Source organism: Paraburkholderia tropica (assembly GCF_914484835.1).
GTDB classification, from domain to species: domain Bacteria; phylum Pseudomonadota; class Gammaproteobacteria; order Burkholderiales; family Burkholderiaceae; genus Paraburkholderia; species Paraburkholderia tropica_A.
In genome coordinates this window covers 83,145-104,936 of the sequence record NZ_CAJZAR010000037.1, presented here as the reverse complement: position 1 = coordinate 104,936, position 21,792 = coordinate 83,145, and the positions used below count along the sequence as shown (strand labels likewise).

General features: G+C 64.0%; 15 protein-coding genes. 7 read left to right on the top strand and 8 right to left on the bottom strand.

What is annotated here, in order from left to right:
- The first annotated feature begins 52 nt into the window (after window positions 1-52).
- Both LDO54_RS08695 and LDO54_RS08690 read left to right on the top strand, forming a co-directional pair.
- The gene (locus LDO54_RS08695) at window positions 53-1,456 is read left to right on the top strand and encodes an MFS transporter (RefSeq protein ID WP_224009233.1); all 1,404 of its coding nucleotides are present in this window, start codon (window positions 53-55) and stop codon (window positions 1,454-1,456) included.
- Between the two features lie 79 nt (window positions 1,457-1,535).
- Window positions 1,536-2,450: a LysR family transcriptional regulator gene (locus tag LDO54_RS08690; RefSeq protein ID WP_224009231.1), complete on the top strand. Its 915-nt coding sequence runs from the start codon at window positions 1,536-1,538 to the stop codon at window positions 2,448-2,450.
- 181 nt (window positions 2,451-2,631) lie between these two features.
- On the opposite strand, the gene LDO54_RS08685 is transcribed toward LDO54_RS08690, so the two are convergent.
- Genes LDO54_RS08685 through LDO54_RS08675 form a run of 3 tightly spaced genes read right to left on the bottom strand, consistent with a single transcriptional unit; the run spans window position 2,632 to window position 6,018 of the window.
- On the bottom strand, window positions 2,632-3,534 hold the full coding sequence (locus LDO54_RS08685; RefSeq protein WP_224009229.1) for an alpha/beta hydrolase: 903 nt from the start codon (window positions 3,532-3,534) through the stop codon (window positions 2,632-2,634).
- Window positions 3,535-3,552: 18 nt separating this feature from the next.
- Window positions 3,553-4,809, bottom strand: a complete 1,257-nt coding sequence (locus LDO54_RS08680) for an amidohydrolase family protein (RefSeq protein WP_224009227.1) — start codon at window positions 4,807-4,809, stop codon at window positions 3,553-3,555.
- Between the two features lie 36 nt (window positions 4,810-4,845).
- Window positions 4,846-6,018, bottom strand: coding sequence for an MFS transporter (locus LDO54_RS08675; protein ID WP_224009225.1), 1,173 nt, complete (start codon window positions 6,016-6,018; stop codon window positions 4,846-4,848).
- Window positions 6,019-6,372: 354 nt separating this feature from the next.
- On the opposite strand from LDO54_RS08675, the gene LDO54_RS08670 reads away from it, so the two are divergent.
- The 3 genes from LDO54_RS08670 (at window position 6,373) to LDO54_RS08660 (ending at window position 12,185) form a co-directional block, all read left to right on the top strand.
- Complete coding sequence (locus LDO54_RS08670) at window positions 6,373-9,003, top strand: alpha-L-rhamnosidase C-terminal domain-containing protein (RefSeq protein ID WP_224009223.1); 2,631 nt, start codon at window positions 6,373-6,375, stop codon at window positions 9,001-9,003.
- Window positions 9,004-9,671: 668 nt separating this feature from the next.
- Window positions 9,672-10,763 (top strand): porin, encoded by a 1,092-nt coding sequence (locus LDO54_RS08665; RefSeq protein ID WP_224009221.1) that lies wholly within the window; start codon window positions 9,672-9,674, stop codon window positions 10,761-10,763.
- Window positions 10,764-10,847: 84 nt separating this feature from the next.
- Window positions 10,848-12,185, top strand: a complete 1,338-nt coding sequence (locus LDO54_RS08660) for a glycoside hydrolase family 1 protein (protein WP_224009219.1) — start codon at window positions 10,848-10,850, stop codon at window positions 12,183-12,185.
- A gap of 166 nt (window positions 12,186-12,351) precedes the next feature.
- On the opposite strand, the gene LDO54_RS08655 is transcribed toward LDO54_RS08660, so the two are convergent.
- From LDO54_RS08655 to LDO54_RS08635, 5 genes are all read right to left on the bottom strand, one after another.
- Complete coding sequence (locus LDO54_RS08655; protein ID WP_224009217.1) at window positions 12,352-13,458, bottom strand: TIGR03118 family protein; 1,107 nt, start codon at window positions 13,456-13,458, stop codon at window positions 12,352-12,354.
- 204 nt (window positions 13,459-13,662) lie between these two features.
- Window positions 13,663-14,031 (bottom strand): COG4315 family predicted lipoprotein, encoded by a 369-nt coding sequence (locus LDO54_RS08650; protein WP_224009215.1) that lies wholly within the window; start codon window positions 14,029-14,031, stop codon window positions 13,663-13,665.
- A 155-nt stretch (window positions 14,032-14,186) separates the two neighbouring features.
- On the bottom strand, window positions 14,187-15,422 hold the full coding sequence (locus tag LDO54_RS08645) for a porin (RefSeq protein WP_224009213.1): 1,236 nt from the start codon (window positions 15,420-15,422) through the stop codon (window positions 14,187-14,189).
- 71 nt (window positions 15,423-15,493) lie between these two features.
- Complete coding sequence (locus tag LDO54_RS08640) at window positions 15,494-16,822, bottom strand: MFS transporter (RefSeq protein WP_224009212.1); 1,329 nt, start codon at window positions 16,820-16,822, stop codon at window positions 15,494-15,496.
- 67 nt (window positions 16,823-16,889) lie between these two features.
- Window positions 16,890-17,951: a lactonase family protein gene (locus tag LDO54_RS08635; protein ID WP_224009210.1), complete on the bottom strand. Its 1,062-nt coding sequence runs from the start codon at window positions 17,949-17,951 to the stop codon at window positions 16,890-16,892.
- A gap of 247 nt (window positions 17,952-18,198) precedes the next feature.
- Between LDO54_RS08635 and acnA the strand changes: the two genes are divergently transcribed.
- Entirely contained in the window at window positions 18,199-20,832 is a 2,634-nt protein-coding gene (gene acnA / locus LDO54_RS08630) for an aconitate hydratase AcnA (protein WP_224009208.1), read from the top strand.
- 35 nt (window positions 20,833-20,867) lie between these two features.
- A complete protein-coding gene (locus tag LDO54_RS08625; RefSeq protein WP_224009206.1) occupies window positions 20,868-21,761 on the top strand; it encodes a GntR family transcriptional regulator in 894 nt (297 codons plus the stop codon).
- Window positions 21,762-21,792: the final 31 nt, after the last annotated feature.

Here is a 21,792-nt window from a genome sequence, read left to right as displayed (position 1 = left end):
CGCCATAAAAAAGGCGGCACGGGTCTCGCACCCGACAATACGGAGACAAACCTTGGCAACACCCATCAATGTCAGGGAGGAGCTGGCGCACGCGTGCATCGGCGGCTTCCATCTGCGCTTCGCGGTCCTCGTCGCCTGCATCATGTTCTTCGACGGCTACGATCTCTTCAACGCCGCCTACGTGATTCCGCTCGTGCGGCACGCATGGCAGCCATCGCCTGCGATGATCGGCATCATGCTCTCCAGCGGCATCGTCGGCCTTTCGATCGGCTCGGTGCTGCAAGGCCTGCTTGCCGACCGCATCGGCCGGCGCAAGGTGATGCTCGGCGCGCTGTGGACCCTGACGCTTTCCAGCGGCCTGCTTGCCACTGTCGTTCACTCCGCCGCGAGCTTCGCGCTCGCGCGTCTCCTGATGGGCACCGCGCTCGGCATGGTCACGCCGCTCGCGCTCACCTGCATCAACGAGTGGGCGCCGCGCCGCAACGCGAACACCTTCGCGACGTGGGTGTTTCAGTTCGGCTTCTCGGCGGGCGGCATTTTCGCGGGCGTCGCCGGGCTCACGCTCACGCCGCATCTGGGCTGGCAGTCGCTCTATTTCGTGGGCGTGTTGTCCGCGCTCGTCGCGGCGGCGGCCATGAAATGGCTGCCGGAATCGGCCCAGTATCTCGCCCTGCGCGGGCGCACCGACGAAGTGCTCGCGCTCCTCAAGGCCGCTCGCCCCGAGCGCGAGCCCGTCTATCGTGAAGGCCATATCCTGCCGATGCGCGCGACCTCGCGGCCCGGTTCCGTGCGCGACCTGCTGTCCGCCGAGTATCGCCGCAACACGCTCGTCCACTGGGTCGCGGGCGCATTGAGCCTGTTCTGCATCCACGGCCTGACCGGCTGGCTGCCCACCATGGTCGTCAACAAGGGCGGCGGCGTATCGTCGGCGTTCGGCTATGGCACGGTGGTCATGATCGCCTCGGTGTTCGGCGGCATTTCCATGGGCTGGCTCGCCGACCGCCTGCATAGCCGCATTCGGGCGATGGTGGTGGGCTATGTCGTGGCGGGCATGTTCATGGCAGTGCTCGCTGTGACGCTCGGCAACGCGGGCTCGATGGTGCTGATCGCATGTGTGGGCTTCTTCATCTTCGGCGCGCAGGCGATCATGAACAATTACCAGGCGATGTGCTATCGCACGGAAATTCGCGGCACCGGCATGGGGGTCGCGGTCGGATTGAACCGGATAGGTGGCATACTCGGGCCTGTTATCGTGGGCGTCATCGCTTCGATCAACTCCGATCCGGTTTGGACGTTCGCGTTGTTCACGGGCGCCCTGGTGCTCGCGGCGGGCGTGATCGCGCTCGGCAAGACGGAGATCGCTGCATTGCCGGCATCGGCGCAGAACGCCGCGATCTTGCACGACGACGCTGCGCTGCCTGCGAATGCGCAGCACGATCCCGGCGTGGCAGGCTGAGCGCCCGCGACCGAAAGGCCGATCGTTTTGAATAACAGGGCCGCCCGATGAGGCGGCCTTTCGCATGGAGACGCGAAAAATGCGCTTTAACAGGCTGGACCTGAACCTGCTCGTCACGCTCGATGCGCTGCTGGACGAGCGCCGCATCACGCGCGCGGCGGAGCGGCTGAACCTCAGCCAGTCGGCGATCAGCGGCATGCTCGCGAAGCTCAGGGAATACTTCGACGACGAGTTGCTGGTCCCCGTGGGCCGCAATCTGGAATTGACGCCGCTCGCGTGCGAGCTGGTTCAACCGGTGCGCGATCTGCTGCTCCAGGTGCAGACGATCGTCGCGATCGATCCCGAGTTCGAGCCCGCGAATGCGCGGCGGCACTTCAAGATCGCGACTTCGGACTATGTGATCAACGTGCTCATGCATCGCCTGATTCCGGTGATCGAGCCGCTGGCGCCGCACATCACGATCGAATTCATGCCGCAAGTGGAGGATTCGGCGGAGAAGCTGCGCCGCGGCGAATACGACTTCCTGATCATTCCCGAGCCGTTCATCGCACCGGATCATCCGCATCGGCCGCTATTCGACGACCGTTACACCTGCGTGGTGTGGGAGGGGAACACGAAGGTCTGTGCGCGGCTGGAGAGTGTCGAGCAGTTCGAGCGCCTCGATCATGTTGCCGCGTTGCTGGGGTGGCCGCGCGCGCCGACCTACGACAGCCGCTATCTGGAAGCGCAAGGCATCGAGCGGCGCGTTCGCGTGACGACCTCGGACTTCTGTTCGATCGCGACCGCGCTGATCGGCACGCAGATGATCGCCATCATGCACCGGCGTCTCGCGAACGAGTTGTCACGCAGACTGCCGCTGCGCCTCGTGGACACGCCCATCGAGATTCCCACGGTGAGGGAGTTTTTGCAGTGGCACGAGTACAGGGAGAAGGACCCGTGCCACCGGTGGCTGCGGGAGCGTCTGATCGAAGCGGCCGCCGGGCTGGCGGCATGAGCGTCGCGCCGATCGGAACTCGAGGAAGGCATTGAGCCAGAGAAGGTCGCCTTTGGCGGCATGGCGCGCATAGACCCGATGCCATCAGGCGAAACATGCCGAAACGGACAACGCGCGGACTGCGGAATTGAATCCTCTGTTCAATCCCGTGTCCTTGCGTCGTACTTGGGTTACCGGTGTTTCAGTGCCGCTGCATGAAGTCGAGCAGCGTCGAAGCGAGGCTGTCGTCGGCGGTATTGATCGCTTCTAGCTGCGACAAATGGTTGTGGCCGCGAATCACGGCGACGTCGGGGCCGAAGTCATGTTGCGTGGTCAGCCGCGCAAACAGTTCGCCCGCCTGGATCTGCATTTGCGGCGGATCGAGTTCGGCCCACGTGATGAGCAGCGGGAACGGTTCGCTGTCCACGTTCTCGACCGTCGACATGGCAGGGTAGCCCGCGAAGTCGCTGCCGAAATACGCTTCGTTGCGCGGATCGGGACTCGGAATGCCGAACTGCCGGCGCGCGAGCTTTTCCAGTTGCACGTTATAGACGCCGGAGACGAGCAACGCAGCGCGCGGCGCGCTGACGCCCGCAGGCCGGAAGCGCCGCATGAGCGTGGCCGCCGCGACATGCGCCGCGCCTGCGGATTCGCCCGCCACGTAGATGCGCTGCGGATCGGCGCCGAATGCCGCAGCGTTCGCGTGCGCCCACGCCCATGCTGCGGCGACATCCTGCGCGCCGGCCGGCCAGCGGTGCGCCGGGCCGAGCCGGTAGCTGGGGACGACCGTGACAAAGCCTTGCCGCGCAAACCACCAGCCCACGTTGGCGCGGTCGCGGCGATCGCCGCGTACGAAACCGCCGCCGTGCACGAATAGCAGCAGCGGACGGCCTTTCGTGTCGCCGGTCGTCGGCAGATAAACGTCGAGCTTGTGCCGCTCGTCGTCGCCATAGGCGATGTCGTGGCGCACGTCGGCGCCGTCTTTGCGCTGCGTCTCGCGCAGCGGCGCGTACCAGCTTTTCACTAGCGGCGGATCGATCACGGCGCCCGTCGTACGGATCAGCCGGTCGAGTTCATCGGCGCACGGAGGGGCGTTCTGGCTCATCGTCGTGTGCTCCTTCGTTCAGCGCGCGGCGCGCAGCGCGTGCGGCGTCTTGTGGAAACGGCCGTCCTTCATGATGCCGGTCAGGCGCTGCTTGTCCTGGAGGATGGCGACGTCTTCGGTCGGGTCGCCGTTCACGATCAGCAGGTCGGCGAGATAACCGGGGGCGATACGGCCAAGCTCATCGGGCAGGCCCATCAGCGCGCCACCCAGCGCCGTGGCCGCATGCAGGGCTTCGGCGGGCGTGTAGCCGAACAGTTCGACGAAAAGCTGAAGGTCTCGCGCGTTGCGGCCATTCGGATTGAACGGGAAACCATAGTCGCCGCCGGGCAGCACGCGCACGCCGCGGCGGCGCAGTTCCGGCACGAGGCGCTGTTGCAGCTCGCGCACTTCGGCCGCGCTGCGCTTCATGTGCGTCATGTCGAAGTGGGGCGGCGGCGAGGCGTCGAGCGTCGCCTGAATGATGCCGATGGCGGGCGCCACGAAGATCTGGTCGCGGGCGGCCTCCAGCATGTCGAGCGCTTCTTCGTCGGCGTAGGTGCAGTGATAGAGCACGCGAAAGCCGTTGCGCAGCGCCATCTTCACCGCTTCGGCGGCCTGCGCGTGCGCGGCGAGCCAGACGCCTGCCGCGGCGGCTTCATCGCCTGCCGCCTGCGCTTCGGCTTCGCTGTACAGCAGTTGCTGCGACGCGCCCGGCTGCAAGGCGTCTTCGCCCGAGAGCAGAAACTTCACCGAGCGCGCGCCCATCTCCGCGCACGTGCGCACGAACGCGCGCACGGCGTCCGGTCCCACGCCGTGCGGGTCGACCTCGCCGGGGTTCAGTTCCTGCTCGTCGGCGGCGACAGGCGGCGTGCGCTCGATGGACGACGCCACGAGCCGCGGGCCGGGCATGCCGCCGCTCTCGATCTGCTCGCGCAGCGCGACTTCCACGCGCTTGCTCAGCGAGCCCGCCGAATAGGCGCTCGTGAAGCCGTGATCGAGCAGGATGCGCGCGTTGCGCGCGGTGGTGAGCACGAGTTCTTCGGGCGGCAATGCCATGCCGGGCACGAACTTCTCGACCGAACTGGGCCAGGACAGATGCGCGTGCGCCTCGACGAGGCCGGGCATCAGCGTGGCGCCGCCGCAGTCGTAGAGGTCGTCGCCGTCCTGGGCGAGCGAGGGCGACTGCGGCGCCGCGAGCGCGACGATCCGGTTGCCCTCCACGCGCACCTGCGAAGGAAAGGGCGCGGAACCGCTGCCATCGAATACACGAACGTTCTGAAAAACTATGCCTGCCATGATTGGGGTCTCAAGTGAATTGTCGGAGAGTGATCGTCAGCGCGCCGGGGGAAGCTCGAAGTGCGTTTGCGTGCGCGCCACCGAGCGCAGGCGGCTGAAGAAGAGGAAGCTGAACAGGCCGATCAGGACGGCCGCGAACCCGAGCGCGCCGAAGCCGAAGCGCACGATCAGCATGCCGCCGAGCAAGGGGCCGACGGCCGAGCCCGCCATCAGCATCGCGGGCGTGTAGGCGACCGCGCGGCCCGTCTTGTCGAGTCGTGCGAGCAGGCCGAACAGGAACGTGTGGGTGAAGATCATCGCGAAGACCCACAGGCTCGCCGCGAGCGCATACGGAGCGAACGACGTCGTGTTGCAGAGCACGAGCGCGAGCACGCCTTGCGCGATGGGGCCGGCGAGCGCGACATTGCGCGCGTCGAGCTTGCCCTGGAGCAGCGCGGCGAGTGCGGACGGCAGCAGATTGACGAGGCCGACCGCTACGAGCACGGCGTTCACGCGGGCGTTGCCGAATCCGTGTGCGAGCCCGATGCGCTGCGCGAAGCTGAACACCATCGCCTGGTTGATCGCCATGAACACGATACCGATGATCGCGCTCCAGCAACCGCGTTCGAATCGTGTGTCCATGAGACGCGTGGCTTCGCGGCGCGGCGCGCCCGCATCGGCTGCCGCCGGGGCGGGCCATGCGAGCGCGAGCGCCAGCGCGGCGGCGATCGAGACCGCAGCGAACACCACGAACAAGGCCGCGCCGCCATGCAAGGCGATCAGCGTCGGTGTGGCCGCAAAGTAGACGACGCCGAACAGGGCCAGCGCGAGATGACCGAGCGCAAACAGCCGATGAGGATTGGCCGTCCTGCCGATGGCGCCATGCGCGACCGACAGCCCGCCGCCCACGCCGATGCCCGCCGTGGCGTGGGCGGCCAGCATGCCGCCGAAGGTCGTGGCGTGCGCCGCCAGCGCGAAGCCGCAGGCGGCCAGGGCGAAACCGCTCGCGGCCGCGAGCCGCCCCGGCAGCCGGGCGATCAGCGGCGCGATGCAGACCGAGCAGACGACCGCGCAGGCGAGGTAGGCCGTGGCGAGCGCACCGGCGCGTTGGGCGTCGAAATGAAATCGCTCGATCAAGGTGTTGACCCACACAGGCAGGGCGACCAGATCGATCATTCCCGCGACGTGTGCGGCGACAAGCGCAAAAGGTGAGCCGCGTCGGGCTGACATGTCTGTCTCCAATGTTTTTTGATGTGACGCAAGGCATTGCGTGTGCGGTGAGTGTAGGGGCTCGGCGCACAACGAGCAGACGCGTTTCGCGATACGGGCTATCACGTTTCGCGAGGGCTCGCCGCCCCCGAGCGCGCGCGTGCCTTGCACGTGCCAACGCCGCGTCACGTATCGCGAATCGAGATAGCAGGTATCGCCAAACAAGGCGTTACAGACCTGGAGGCGGCCTCTAGAATCCTGCCGGCACATTTGACATGGCGCAAAGCGCCGGTCAGCCATTCGTGCTGTGGCACGGCTAAAAAAATCAACCTGCTGCTTCCGCGCTGGCGGACGGTCTGGAAATATGGAGACAACATGACCACGCGGTTCAAATCGTCGGTGGGCGCGCTCGGCGCCACGGCGCTGGTGCTTTCCCTGTCACTGCTTCCGCCTGTTGCGCTGGGTGCCCAGACCGCCGCCGTCGCGACGTCGCCGTGGCCCGCACAGGCTGGCGTCGCAACGTGGCGCGCGGGCGTGGGATCGTTGCGCGCCGCGCGCATCGTCAGCGTGTCGGGCGATGTGTCGAATGCGCAGGCGCTGGTCACTGGCGGCGTCACGGTCTTGCGCTATCGCGCGGGTGGACCGGCGCCGGTCGTCGTGCTCGACTACGGACGCGAAGTCGGCGGCGTGCCGTATTTCGACGTGACGGCGCACACGGGCCAGCCCACGCTCGCGGCGACCTTCAGCGAGAGCCGCGCGCACCTGGCGAGCGGCGACGTGACGGCGGGACTGACGGTCGCCGTGGATCCGGCGCGCACGAGTCAATTTCCGGTGCTGCGCAACGGCACGATCTCGCATCCGGTCGTGCAGGGCGGCGAGCGCTATCAGGTGATCTCGCTGTCGACGCCGGGGACGGTCGTGCTGTCCGGCGCAGGCATCCGCGCGCTGAACGCGGCGAGCGCAGACACGCACGCCGCCCTGAACGAAGGCGCTTTCATGTCGAGTTCGGACGCGCTCAATCAAATCTGGAATGCAGGCGCGTATACGGTCGAACTCACGCGTCTCGATGCAAGGGCGCTGCCGCTGGCGTGGCGGATCAGCGACGCGGGCCTGACGCTGGGCGCGACCGGCACCGGCATCGTGCAAAAGAGCGGGCAGTGGCCCGCGGACTATGCGATGTCGTTCGACGTGCGCGTGGATCGCGACAGCGCGGGATGGGTCATGCGCGATCTGTCGAACCTGAGCACGCTGCGCTTCGTGCTGCATGCCGATACGGCGAACAAGGAGATCGCGAACACGCTCGAATTCAGCGCGTTCAGCACCTTTGCCGGGGGCAACAAGCGCGTCGCCGTGCTGAAGCTGCCCGCGACCGTGTCGCCGGGCACGTGGCACAGCGTGCGCACCGACATGCGCGGCCCGCGGCTGGAGGTATTCCTGGACGGCAAGCCGGTCGGCTCGCTCGACGCCGACGCGCTGGGCGCCACCAGCATGCTGCTCGCGCCGGTGGGCAGCGCGGGTTTCTTCAACGAGCCCGGCGCGCTGGCGACCTACCGCAACCTGTCGATTACCGACGTGACGGACAAGGTCCTCTACGCGAACGCGCTCACGAACCCGGAGGCCCTGAACGACTTCTCCGCTCACACGAACGACATGGCCTTGCTCGTCGATGGCGCCAAGCGCGATCGCACCATCTGGTCCGCGGATCTCGCGGTCGCCGCGCCCACGCTGTTCTACACGTCGAATCGCGTCGACGCCATCGAAGGCTCGATTCGCCTGCTCGGCAGTTATCGCCTCGCCAATGGCGAAGTCTCGACCACCCATAGCTCGCAGGATCCGCTGATCGACACGCCTGCCGACGCCTACGGCATGACCGGCTTCTATTCGACGCAGTACTCGATGTACTTCGTGAAGCTGCTGCGCGACTACTACCAGTACACGGGCGATCTCTCGCTCGTGCGTGCGCAGTGGCCAGCGCTCGAAGGCGAACTGCGCTATCTGGGCGATCACGTCGACGCCAATGGACTGATCTCGGTGGACGCGCACGAGGCACAAGACTGGCTGCCCGATTTCGCGCATCCGGTGACCGGCGAGGTGACCGCGACCAACGCGCTCTATTACGGGGTACTGGGCGACGCGGCCTATCTGGCCGGCGCGCTCGCCAGGGCCGACGAACAGAGCGCATGGCAGCAGCAGGCCGCGCGCGTTCGTCATGCGATCAACCAGCAGCTCTACAACGAACAGGCCGGGTTCTACGCGATGAGCGCGAACCGGCCGGGAGCGCTGGCCCAGGACGCCAACGCGCTGGCCGTGCTGACCGGCGTGGCGTCGCCCGAGCGTGCGCGCCAGGTGCTGACGAGCGTGGCGAGCGGCCTGGCCAGCGAACATGGCCGCCTGGCGTTTTCGGGCGACAGCGGGCGTGCATCGATGATCAGCCCCTTCGCGAGCGACGCCGAGTTGCGGGCGCGACTCGCCACGGGTGATACGACGGGCGCGCTCGACCTGATCCGCTCGCTGTGGGGAACGATGATCGCGCCGGGCGACAACTACACGGGCACGACATGGGAAGCCATGAGCGCGGCGGGCGAACCCGTCAGCCCGCAAACGAGTCTTGCGCACGGCTGGTCGTCGGGACCGACCTCGGCGCTGTCGCAATACGTGCTGGGCATTCGTCCTGCGAGCCCGGGCTATGGGCAGTGGCTCGTCAAGCCGCAAATGGGCGATCTGCGCTGGGCGCAGGGCCGCGCGCCGACGCCCCACGGGGCCATCGCGGTGAAGTGGAGCATCGATGCGCAGGGCGCCATCGCCATGCATGTCGTCGTGCCGAAGGGCACGAGCGGCACCATCGCGGTCCCGGCAACGCGCGGTGGCGTGCACATGAACGGCAAGACCGTGGCGACGTCCGCTGTGTCCGCGCTCGACCCGCACGGTGTGCATAGCGACGGACGCGCCTATGCCTATATCAACGACGTGGGGCCCGGCGCTTACGACATCGAAGCCCTCAATTAATCGAGCGACGCGGCTGTCGAAGATGCACCAGCCGCGATCTCGAAGCAGGCCGACTCATCCGACCGCGTCATGAAGCCCGCCTCGCAGCGGGCTTCATGCTTTTGGACGGTTGCCTGCGGACAGGCATCGTGAACAACGAAACAGACGAGGCGCCAGGCACACGGCGAGGCGAAACGCGTTCCCGATTACGCATCGCGATTCACGATAGCGGGTATCGAGAATGAGGCGGATTGCTGAAGAGGCAACCCTATAAAATTCGATCAAATGTTGATGTGACGCGTATAGCCGAGCCGAGATTCGTGCTTACGCGCGCCCAAGAACAGCCGACCCGATCTGCGTCCCCGCAAACGGCCCGGCTACCAGGAGACAAACAGGTTCCCACGTACCAAACGGTCGGCCGATGTTCCCGGTCGTGCGTCGTTGCGCTGATTGACTGAGCCGCTGCCTTGCCATTGCTTCCATGCGAAGTGGGGCTGTCAAAACGGCACGACCTATTCCGCTTCACGCACAACGCGATCGGCAACGAACGCACGCCATGCCTGCATCGACCCATCCAGATCAGGTAACGACCGTATGAAGCCTCTGAACACATAACACTTCGGCTGACGAAGAGGCGTAGGCAGCAACCACGAAGTACAGCCGATGAACAAAATAGACACGGAGACAGGATGGCATACTCAACACAACTAAAGATCGCTGCATTGGCTTCGCTGATCGCCGCAAGTACCGCACACGCGCAGTCGAGCGTTACCTTGTTCGGCATGATCGACACCGGTATCACGTATTTCAGCAATCAAAGCGGACATTCGAACGTGATCGAGGACGGTTACGTGAATGCGCCAAGCATGATTGGATTCACGGGGCGAGAAGATCTCGGCGGCGGGAACCGGGCGATATTCCGGCTTACCCAGTCTTTCCAGTCGACCAACGGCAAGGCGATGGCTTCGGGTTCCGCTTTTGGCATGGAATCGTTTGTCGGCCTGGAGAGCGACCGGTATGGGACGCTCACGCTTGGTCGTCAAAACGATTTCATGGTCGAGATGTTGCAGTACACAGGGATTGTCGGGCCCATTTATGGTTATCACCCCGGCGATTACGATCGCATTACGGGTGAGCAGCTCAACAACTCGGTCAAGTACGATAGCCCGGAAATCGCCGGAATACAGGGCGGAGCCATCTACAGTTTTGGTTCGACTTCCGGTAACGCGACGAATACCGGCCGGGCTTTCGGCCTGAAGCTGAAGTATCACAATGGGCCATTCGCCATTGGCGCGGCCATGACCGATATTAATGGCACGACGATCAATCCTGCCGGAATCGGTCTCGCTTACGCGTTCGGAACATCAACCGCGTCAACCGCGTCCAGCGGTATCGAGCTTCGCAACCTCACGACTTCGGCCATCGGTGCGGCCTACCAGATGGGTCCCGCCAGGTTTGTCGCCTCTTATTCCTATGTCCACTTTATCGCGCTCGACGGCGCTAAAGATCGACTTCAAACCGGCGACGTGGGCGTGATGTACGACATCCGGCCGGACTTGAACGTGGCAGCGGATTATGGCTACTCGGTCGGACTCGGCGGGCGTTGGCATGTCTATAACGCCATGATCAATTATTTCCTTTCGAAGCGGACCACCGTTTATCTCGACGCCGATTTCGAGCATGTCACCGGCGCGGGACAGGTGGCGCAACTGCTTTACGCCAGCCCTTCTTCCAATTCCGATCAACTCGCCCTGCGGGTGGGGATATCGCACAAGTTCTAACGCGTAATTATTTTTTGCGGGCGATTCGTCTGGCGAAGGACGCAACCGGGCTAGCGAAGTCACCGGATTAATATCGACAGGAATATGGACAAATTGAACGCCAATCTTGATAGACGTGCCATGCTGAAATTGATGGCAACGAGCGCAGCAGCGATGCCATTATCCAAAGCAGCTTTCGCCGAAGGCTACAAAAGCCGGTCGAATTCGTTTCTTTGGGGCGTCGCGACGGCCGGTCACCAGTACGAAGGCAACAACACGAATGCCGATACATGGATGCTCGAGCACGTTTCCCCGACTATTTTTCAAACGCCGTCCGGCGATGCAGTCGACAGTTTCAGCCGATGGCGGGAAGACCTGGATATCGTCCGCGATCTCGGGCTGAATACATTCCGCTTCTCGATCGAATGGTCGCGGATCGAGCCAGCAAAGGGCGAATACTCCATTGCGATGCTCGACCACTATAGAAGGGTGATGGATGGATGCCGTGAGCGGGGCCTGACGCCCATGGTGACGTTCAATCACTTCACGACGCCGATATGGTTCGCCGCTGCGGGTGGTTGGGAAGTGGAGGGCTCAGCCGACCATTTCGCCAGGTATTGTGAGCGGGTTGCGAGACACATGGGCGACAGGTTGAGTTATGCGACCACGCTGAACGAGCCAAACATCCTGAAAATCATTTCGTGGTTGCCGCTGGTATTTCCACCCGGATTCGCGGAAGGTCAAAAGGCGATGCTGGCCGCAGCAGCAAGGGCCAGCGGATCGACGAGATTCTCGTCAGCGAATGTCGGCGATGCCGAGCCCAAAACGGCACAGATGATTCTGGCCCATAAAAAGGGCGTTGAAGCGATAAAGAGCGTTAATCCGCGAGTCAAGGTGGGTGTTAGCCTGTCGATCACGGACGATCAGGCCGTGGGCCCCGACAGCAAGCGCGACCAAAAGCGGCAGGATGTCTATGGTGTCTGGATGGAAGCCGCGCGTACAGGGGATTTTATCGGCGTTCAAAACTATGGGCGCCAGCGTCTGGACCGGAACGGCGCGATGCCGCCACCCGCGGGGGCGGAAATGACGGCTAATGGGGAAGAGTTTTACCCGGACTCCCTGGAGGGTGCAGTGCGCTACGCCCATAGCGCGACCGGTTTGCCGGTGATCGTGACTGAAAACGGCATCGACGGGATCGATGACGCTCAGCGCGTACGCTATATCCCACTCGCCATCGAGGCCATGCAGCGCGCCATGAAAGATGGCGTGCCGGTACATGGGTATATTCACTGGAGCCTGCTTGATAATTTCGAATGGCTGTTTGGCTATGGGCCAAAGTTCGGGTTGTATTCGGTCGATCGTACGACTTTCGTTCGCACCGCAAAACCGAGCGCTTCAGTGCTGGCTTCCATCGTTAAGAGCAAGCGTTTTTCGGCTGCCTGATTTCGTCTGGTAGCCCGTGTCATCAGCAAAGTTGGCGTGAATGATGGCAGGGCGAGCATTAGCCCCCGGTATGACCTCGCGGTAATACCGGGGGCTAATAAGTATGCCGCTTGCCGGATTCAGTGAACCAGGCATTCCTGTGCCTCGCACCAGCAAACTCTCGCTTTTACATCTTCATATCAAGACGTCCGTAAAGACCATCGGCCTCCTTGTTCGGGCCTGCCGCAAAGAACAGCGTATTGGAGGGCTGATTGTTGAGGCCGTTGCCAAACGCGATGCCCCACAGTCCATCCTGTTTGAACGGCGTGTTGTTCGAGAGCGTGACGGTCGCCATGAATGCGCCGGTTGCCGGATCAAATGCGTTGATCGTGCCGTCGCCGAAGTTGCCCACGAGAATGGTCCCGCTCAGGCTGCCTAAATTGGCGGGCGCCTGGGCGATACCCCACGGTGCATTCAGTTGCCCGCGCGAGGCGAAACGCTGCAACAGGTTGCCCGCGGTGTCGTAGATATCGACGAAGCCCATGCCTGCGCCGGCGACATCGTCGTGTTTCGCCGCGTCCTGCATGGCGTAGGTCACGAACAGTTTCGTGCCGATGGCCTGAATGCCGAATGGCGCGAAGCCGGCTGGCAGCGTCGGGTCCTGAAAACCGCCGGGCATTGTCACTTTCGCGAAGTGCGTGTCGAACACGTCGATCTTGTTGTTATGGAAGTCCGTCGCGTAGAGAAAGTTCGCGCCCGCATTGCTCGCAAGCGCGAGTCCCTTGTACACGGCGCCGCCGCTTTGATCGTCGTACGCAACGATCGCGTTGGTGGCGTTCACCGCGGGCGACCACGCGGTCAACGTGCCGCCTTCGCCATCGAAGATAAACGCGGCGACGCCGGATTTCCCGCCTGCGCTGATGCTGAAGCTGGTCGTGCCATTGAAGACGATGCCGGTCGGATCTGCGGAGCCGCTCGCGCCCGTCGGGAGCGTGACGACGAGCGACTGGGGCACGCCATTTCCGTCGTAGAGCGTGGCAACGGAGCTGCCGTTGTCAGCGACCCAGACGAAGCCCGAAGGATTGAACGCGATGCCCCACGAATTCTGCAGATTGGGATCGGTGTGCGAGGCCGCCACCGCGCCGTCCGAGACCAGCGCTGTTTCCGTGAACAGCGTCGCGGCAGCGGGCATCGAGGAAGATGGCATGGAATTTCCAGAGCCACCGCACGCAGCCAGCAATAGCAGCGCGGCGCTTTCGGAAAGAATAAGACGAATGACAAGACCCGGGCTCATGATGGTACCTCCGGCATCGTCACAGCAAACTCACGTGGTCTAAACGGGCACCGATGTGTCTGTATTCCACGGTGAATGAAATATCTCTGGAAATAAGGGAAAGCCGCGAGCGCGCTGACGCACGATCATCAGGATCGTGACGTCAACACGTCGATTCACCGGCTTCCCTCGTTCGACGGCAACTCGAATACGCACCGATCGGATTTATGGCTTCACGGTATGCCATATCCCCTTGAATCCGTCGCCGTTCATTTGTCCCGGCTGTTTGTCCTGCGCGAAGCGATACAGTGGCCGGCCCTTATAGGTCCATTGATGTTTGCCATCACTGGTCGCAATGAATCCCCAATCGCCATTTGCCTTGTCGTACGAATCGGCGATTGCGGCCGGCCACATCGTGGCGCAGGCGCCGGCACAGGCACTCTTTCCCGGTACGGTGTCCTTGTCGAATGCATAAAGCGTCATCCCGTCATCGTCGACCACCATGCCATTGGTGATTTTCGGTGTCTCCGCGAATGACGCGACGGGCAGTGCGAGGGTCGCGATGGCCGCGAGGCATAACAGGGCTCTTTTCATGGTTTCAGTCCGTTTAAGGAAAGGGCGCAACGCATTCGCACGGCGGGGCGAGGTGCAGACCCGGCGCAATCGCGGTGACGTATTGGAACAGTGGCGATCCGCACTGTCCTAGCGCTTAAACGGACGGGGTGGGGGAGTTATTCCGTGATTGGCGCTCAGAACCTGTGCCGGATCCCCACCCGCAACGCCACCTGCTTATCGGTTGACGAAGGCGTGAGCCCGGTGATCTGCGCGACCGCCGCGCGGCCGGTGGAATCCATGCCGTCAGCCTTCTCATAGACCGCGATGGAATACACATCGGTTCGCTTCGACAGAAACCAGTCGATCCCGGCGCTAAACAAATGATAGTCGGCGCCTTCCTTGCCGCCCGCGCCGCCATTGCGCGTGTAATCGTATGCAATGCCGGTGAGCAGGGAAGGCGTTATCTGGTATTGCAGATTCACTTCGACGTTATTGAATGCCGCGGTGCCCGCATAGTGCAGCGGATCAGGTCCTGCCGCCGAGCCGAGATTGCCGAACCGTGTATTCGAATACGCGACGTTCGTATTGAATGCGCCGAGCGTCAATCCCATGCCAGCCGCGGCAATTTCCATTCGGCCCGCCGACGCATAGCCCGCGAATACGGGATTCGATTCGGGGCTCGTCGCGCTGCCGAAACTGCCGAGATTATTCGACGTCGCGGGTCCCGCATTCGGATTCGCGCCAAAGAACGAGAGATTGGGGTTGCTCACATTGAGGTAAGCGGCACCCGCTGAGAACGGTCCGGCCGCATACGATGCGCCTGCGCCCCAGATCGAGTTCTGTACGAATGAACCAGCGACGCCGCCGAGTCCCAGAATCGCTTCGACGGTCAATCCGTTCCATGTGCCGCTGCGGAACTTGATGGAGTGATTGATGCGCCGGGTGTTCTGCGCATTGTCGAGATCGCTGGGGTGCGCGGTCATGTAACCGCCCCATTGCGGCGAGGCCAGATAAGGCCGGAAGAAATCGACGACGGGATCGTATTGCCGCCCGAGCGTGACGGTGCCCAGATCGCTTTTGATGCCGACGTAGGCCTGTCGTCCGAACATCGCGCCGCCTTGATTGAGTGCGCCGTTATTGCTGTAGAAGCCGCTTTCGAGCAGGAAGACCGCCTTCATGCCGTTGCCGAGTTCCTCGCTTCCCGTGATGCCCCAGCGGCTGCCTTGCAAGCCTGCCGAGCCGCCTTCGATCATCGCGATCTGATGGCCGCCGCTAAAGCCGTTCGCGGTCTTTCCCTTCTGGATGTTATTCGTATAGTTGATGCCGCTGTCGATCACGCCGTAAAGCGTGACGCTGCTTTGCGCGCTGCCAGCCGACGAATAGGCTGAGCCTGTAATCAGGATGCCAAAATAAATTGCAGACTTCTTCATTCGCGATGTCTCCAGTACGCGTTTGTGCCTTTGTTTTTCGGCGCTTCATCCCGAAGCGCCGCAGGTTCCGATTAGTGGTGAGAATTGGCCATCGAACCTGCCTCGTCGCATTCGGCCTGTTCGGTGAGGCGCAGGAACAGCGTCATCAGGAACGCGAGAACCAGCAAACCGGCGAGGAACAGCAGGCCGGGCGTCGCGCTGGAGCCGCTGCCCTTGATATAGCCGATCGCAAACGGCCCCACGAATCCGCCGAGATTGCCGATCGAATTGATGACCGCGATGGAAATCGCCGCCGTCGAGCGCGACAGAAACAAGGTGGGAAGCGCCCAGAACGGCGACTTGAACGCGTAGAGTCCCGCGAGGCTCAGGCTGATCATCGCGATCGAAACATACGGGTTGACCGACAGTCCCGCGCCGAGCAGCGCCAGCGCGGCCACGCCCAGCGGAATCGCGGAATGCAGGCGCCGTTCGTTGCGGCGGTCGGAATGCCGCGACCAGAGCACCATGACGATCGTGGCGAAGAGGTAAGGCACCATCGCGATCAGGCCGATCTGCGTATGCGTGAGCGCCGTCGAAAATCCCTTGATGATCTGCGGCATCCAGTAGCCCACGCCAAGACTGCCGCACTGATACACGAAGTAAATAAACGCGAGATACAGCACCTTGGGATTGCCCATCGCCTTGAGCGAGCCGAAGTGACGTGCATTCGGCCGCGCGCGGGCGTCGGCGGCGAGCTGGCCTTGCAGCCATTCGCGTTCGGCGGGCGAGAGCCATTTCGCATCGGCGGGGCGGTCGCTCAGGAACAGGAAGCAGACGATGCCGCCCGCCACGGCGGGCGCGCCTTCGAGCACCAGCATCCAGCGCCAGCCGCTCCAGTCGAACCATTGAACGTGATCCATGATCCACGTGCTCAACGGCGCGCCCACGATGTACGACACCGGAATCGCCGCCGTAAAGAGCGCGACCGTGGTGGCGAGTTCCTTCGCGCGGAACCAGTACGTGAGATAGACGATGATGCCGGGGAAAAAGCCTGCTTCGGCCACGCCGAGCAGAAAGCGCACGACATAAAGCTGCGTCGCGGTTTGCACGAAGGCGGAGGCGACCGAGATCGCGCCCCATGTCACGAGAATCCGGGCGATCCATACGCGCGCGCCGAACTTCGAGAGCATCACATTGCTTGGCACTTCGAACAAAAAATAGCCAATGAAGAAAATGCCCGAAACGAAGCCGAATGCTTCGCTGCTGAGCGCCAGTTCGCGGTTCATCTGCAACGCCGCGTAGCCGATATTGGCGCGGTCGAGATAGGAAATGATGTACAGCACGAACACGAACGGAATGATGCGCCAGGCGATCTTGCGCACGACTGCGCGTTCGTCGAGGGTCGTAGTGGGGAAGTGCATAGGTCTCCAGCGGCGGGGCGAGCCCGCCGCATGCCTCTGAAATGCGGAATGACGATGAGCGGGCGGATCAGGTCCGCGCGTTCGAGAACACCATGCAGACGGGGCTGCCCGATTTTTCGACGAAGCCGGTGGGTGCGAGGCGGCCCGTTTGCGCGTCGATCGCGAGCGCGACGATGGTGTCGCTGTCCTCGTTGAGCGCGTACATGAAGCGTCCGTCGGGCGTGCTCGTCATGAAGCGCGGCGTCTTGCCGAGCGTCGGCTCCGCGCTCACGAAACGCAGATGGCCGGTCGACGCGTCGATGCTGAACACGGCGATGCTGTCGTCGCCGCGATTCGAGGCGTAGACAAAGCGACCGTTGCGATCCACTTCGATTTCCGACGCGCGGCTGTTGCCCGTAAAGGTGTCGGGTAGGGTCGACAGCACCTGCAGCGGCGTGAGCGCGCCGGTGGCGGCGTCGTAGCGGTAAGCGGTGACCGTCGAATCGAGTTCGTTGACGACCCAGGCATATTCGCCGCCCGGATGGAACGCGATGTGGCGCGGTCCCGCGCCTTCGCGCGATTCCACGAAGGGCTGCGCGGCGGGCGTGAGCGTGCCGTTGTCGAAGCGGAACGCGAACGTGCGGTCGAGGCCCTTGTCCGGGACGATCACGAAGCGGCCGCCCGGACCGAACGGGTTGAAGTGCGGCTTGGCCTGCTTCTGCTCGATGCGGTGCGGGCCGATCGGGCCGTCCAGATGCACGAGTTGCGTGAGCGGTTCGAGCGAACCATCGGCGGCGATGGGCAGCACGGCCAGGCTCGCGCCGATGTGATTCGACACCACCACGTAACGGCCGCCCGGATCGATCGCGAGATGCACGGGGTTCTTGCCTTCGGTGCTCTGGCGGTTCAGAAACGTGAGCTTGCCGGTGGCCTTGTCCACCTTGAACGCGCTGATGTCGCTGAGATCGCCGTGCACGGTATAGAGCCGCTCGCCATCGTGCGAGAGCGCCAGAAACGACGGGTTGACGAGATCCTTGACGAGTTGCACGAGCGTGAGCGCGCCGGTCTGGGCATCGACCTGATACACGCTGATGCCATCGCCGCGGGCGTTGCGTTCGCGCGTGGTGCGCGAGCCGACATAAGCAAACATGGGGTTCATTCCTTTTAAAACGCGTGGGCCAGAGGCCGTTTCAGCGGAGAAAGCCGGTCGCGGCGCGCTGCCCGCCAGCGCCATCGCACCGAGCGCCGCGCCCGCCTGGACGAGCCGGCGGCGCTTCGTATTCAAGCGCGCAGCAGAGGCGTCGCGGCCGGATTTTTCCATGCTTGTCTCCAGATTGTTATGTTTGGGGTTTTCACTATGATTGCATTTTGTCCTGGAAAAGTGCAAAAATACAGTCATGGAAAACACTGACACCCCACTGACCGGCCACCTCGACGTCGCCGGGGCCCGCTTGCGCTTCGTCGATCTGCCGGCGATGTTCGGCGCGAAGCTCGGCGAACTGCCGGTCGTGCTGCGCCTGCTGCTCGAAAACGTCATCCGCAACATGGACGGCGACGAGCGCCGCGCGGCCGTCGACGCGATCCTCGCGTGGCGCGAGCGCGGCACGAGCGAGCACGAGATCGCGTATCAGCCCAATCGCGTGCTGATGCACGACACGACCAGCACGCCCGCGCTCGTCGATATCGCCGCAATGCGCGACGCGCTCGCCGAAGCCGGTGCCGATCCGTCCGCACTCAATCCGGTGCTGCCGGTCGATTCGTCGGTGGATCACTCGCTCGCCGTGGAATATTTCGGGGAGCTAAACGCCGCGCCGAAGAATCTCGCGCTGGAACTGCGCCGCAATGCCGAGCGTTATCGCTTCCTGCGCTGGGCCTCGCAGGCGCTCACGGGCGTGCGCATCCATCCGCCGGGCACGGGCATCATGCATACGATCAACCTGGAGCAACTGGCGACGGTGGTCACGCGCGTCGAGCGCGAAGGGGAAACGTGGGCGGTGCCCGACACGATGATCGGCACGGACAGCCACACGCCGATGATCAACGGCATCGGCGTGCTCGGTTGGGGCGTGGGCGGTCTCGAAGCGCAGACGGTGATGTTCGGCATGCCGGTGATGCAGCGCATTCCCGACGTGATCGGCGTGCGACTCACGGGCGCGCTCAAGCCCGGCGTGCTCGCGACCGACCTCGCGCTCACGGTCACGCAGCGGCTGCGTGCGATTGGCGTGTCCGGCGAATTCGTCGAGTATTTCGGGCCGGGCGTGGCGACGCTGACGGCGGGCGAGCGCGCAGTGGTGGCGAACATGGCGCCGGAGTACGGCGCGTCGACGGGCTTCTTCGCGGTGGACGCCCACACGCTCGATTACCTGCGCGCCACGCATCGCAGCGAAGACGCGATCCGGCTCGTCGAGGCGTACACGCGCGCGGCGGGTCTGTGGTTCGATCCCGAGGCTACGCCGCGCTACACGCGCACGATCGAAATCGATCTGGCGTCGATCGGCATGCACGTGGCCGGGCCGCGCCGTCCGCAGGATCTGCTCGATTACACGATGCTGCCCGAGGCGCTCGCGAAGTTCGACTTCGTGCCGGCAACACCGCACGCGCAGCACCCACGCATGCCGCGTCATCCCGTGGCGATCGCCGCCATCACGAGCTGCACGAACACATCCGATCCCGCCTTGCTGATCGCCGCCGGGCTGGTGGCGCGCAAGGCGCGCGCGAAAGGGCTGAACGTGCCCGCGTGGATCAAGACATCGCTCGCGCCGGGCTCGCCCGCGGCCGCCACGTATCTCGCGCGCGCCGGTTTGATCGACGACCTCGCGGCCGTGGGTTTCGATATCGTCGGTTATGGCTGCACGACCTGCATCGGCAATTCGGGGCCGCTCACGGAGAGCGTGCGCGCGGCGCAGGCCGAGGGCCGCATTTATCCCGTCGCGGTGCTCTCGGGCAACCGCAATTTCGCGGGCCGCATTCATCCCGATCTCGATCTCGGCTTCATCATGTCGCCGCCGCTCGTGATCGCGTTCGCGCTGGCGGGCAACGCCGAAATCGATCTGAGCCGCGAGCCGGTGCAGACCGCCGCCGACGGCACGCCCGTCTATCTGCGCGATCTCTGGCCCACGCGCGAGGAAGTGGCCGCGCTCGTGGCGCAATCGGCCGATCCCGAGGATTATCCGCGTGCGTTCGCCGTGGCGAGCCGCAATCCCGCGTGGCACGACCTGGAAGCGCCGTCTTCGGCGCGCTTTCCGTGGGACCCGAAATCGACGGCCTTGCGCCGCCCGCCGTTCGCCGCCGCCGATCAGGGCAGCCAGCTCGGCAGCTATCGCGCGTATCCGCTGCTCGTGCTTGGCGACGACATCACCACCGATCACATTTCGCCCGCGAGCGCGATTCCGAAAGACAGTTTCGTGGCGGACTTCCTCGTCTCGCGCGGCGACGATCGCGACGATCTGAACGTGTTCGCGTCGCGGCGCGGCAACTGGGAAGTGATGATGCGCGCGGCGTTCTACAACAAGACGCTCGTGAACCGCCTGAAGCCGGGCATGCGGGTCGCGCACACGCTGCACGTGCCGAGCGGCGACGTGCTGCCGGTCTTCGAGGCCGCGCAGCGCTACGCCGAGGCCGGCGATCCGGTCGTGCTGATCGCGGGCGAACGCTACGGCACGGGCTCGTCGCGCGACTGGGCCGCGAAGGGCCAGCGGCTGCTCGGCATCCGCGCGGTGCTGGCCGCGAGCTTCGAGCGCATCCATCGCTCGAACCTCATCGGCATGGGGATTCTGCCGCTGCGTTTCGCGCCTGGCACCCATCCCGATACGCTCGCGCTCCAGCCGGGTGATATGCTCGACGTTCAGGCGGATGCCGCGACGCTCGCGCCGCGCTGCGCGGTGCCGGTCCGCATCGTGCGCGCCGATGGTCGCATCGAATCGATCGACGTGCGCGCCGCCGTGGAAACGCAACTCGAATGCAGCTTGCTGCGCTCGGGCGGCGTGATTCCGCTGATCCTGCAAAACACACTCGCAACAGGGGGCCGCTGAACGAAGCCCAGACGTTGCGCGGCTGGCTGAATGAGATGATCGACCGATCCATTGCGACGCAAATTATCGACCTGATTCGTACCGAAGGCATGGAGGCCGGCGCGCATCTGCCCGCGCAGATGCTGGCCGACCGCCTGCGCGTTTCGCGCTCGCCCGTGAACGAAGCGCTCGCGCTGCTGCACGAGAAGGGCGTGCTCACGCGCGAGAAGAATCGCGGCTTTTTCGTGGCGCGGCCGGTGCTCGATTCGCTGTCCGACGTGGTGGACGAACTCGGTCTTGCCGAAACCGACCTTGTGACGCGCGTGTATTTCCAGATCGCCGACGACCGTCTCAAGGGCGAGCTGCCCGATACGTTTTCCGAGCAATTGATCCGCACGCGCTACGGCCTCACGAGCGGACAACTGAACGCCGTGCTCGGCCGCATCGCGCAAGAGGGCTGGGCCGAGCGCAAGCCGGGTTACGGCTGGGAGTTTTCGCCCATGCTGACGACGCCGGACAGCCTGCTCAAGTCCTATCGTCTGCGTCTCGCGCTGGAGCCGGCCGCGCTGCTCGAACCGGGCTACAAGCTCGATCGCAAGGTGCTCGAACGCTGCCGTGAAGTCGAAAAGCATCTGCTGGCGGGCGGCATCGAAACGGATACCGCCGATCAGCTGCACGAACGCGGCGTGCGATTCCACGAGTCGCTGGTCGAAGCGTCGGGCAACAGTTTTTTCATCGACACGATCCGGCGCGTGAATCGCGTGCGCCGTCTGCTTTCGTATCGCTCGATGCAGCATCGCGAGCGCTATGTAGAGCACGCGAAGCAGCATCTTTATGTGCTCGAACTGCTCGAACAGGAGCGCAACGAAGAAGCCTCCGAGGAATTGCGTCAGCACTTGCTGCATACGCTCGACGCGCTGTCGAACATACGCGAAATTTTTGAACCCTGAATCGACGCCCGGCACGCGGCGTTGCACCCAC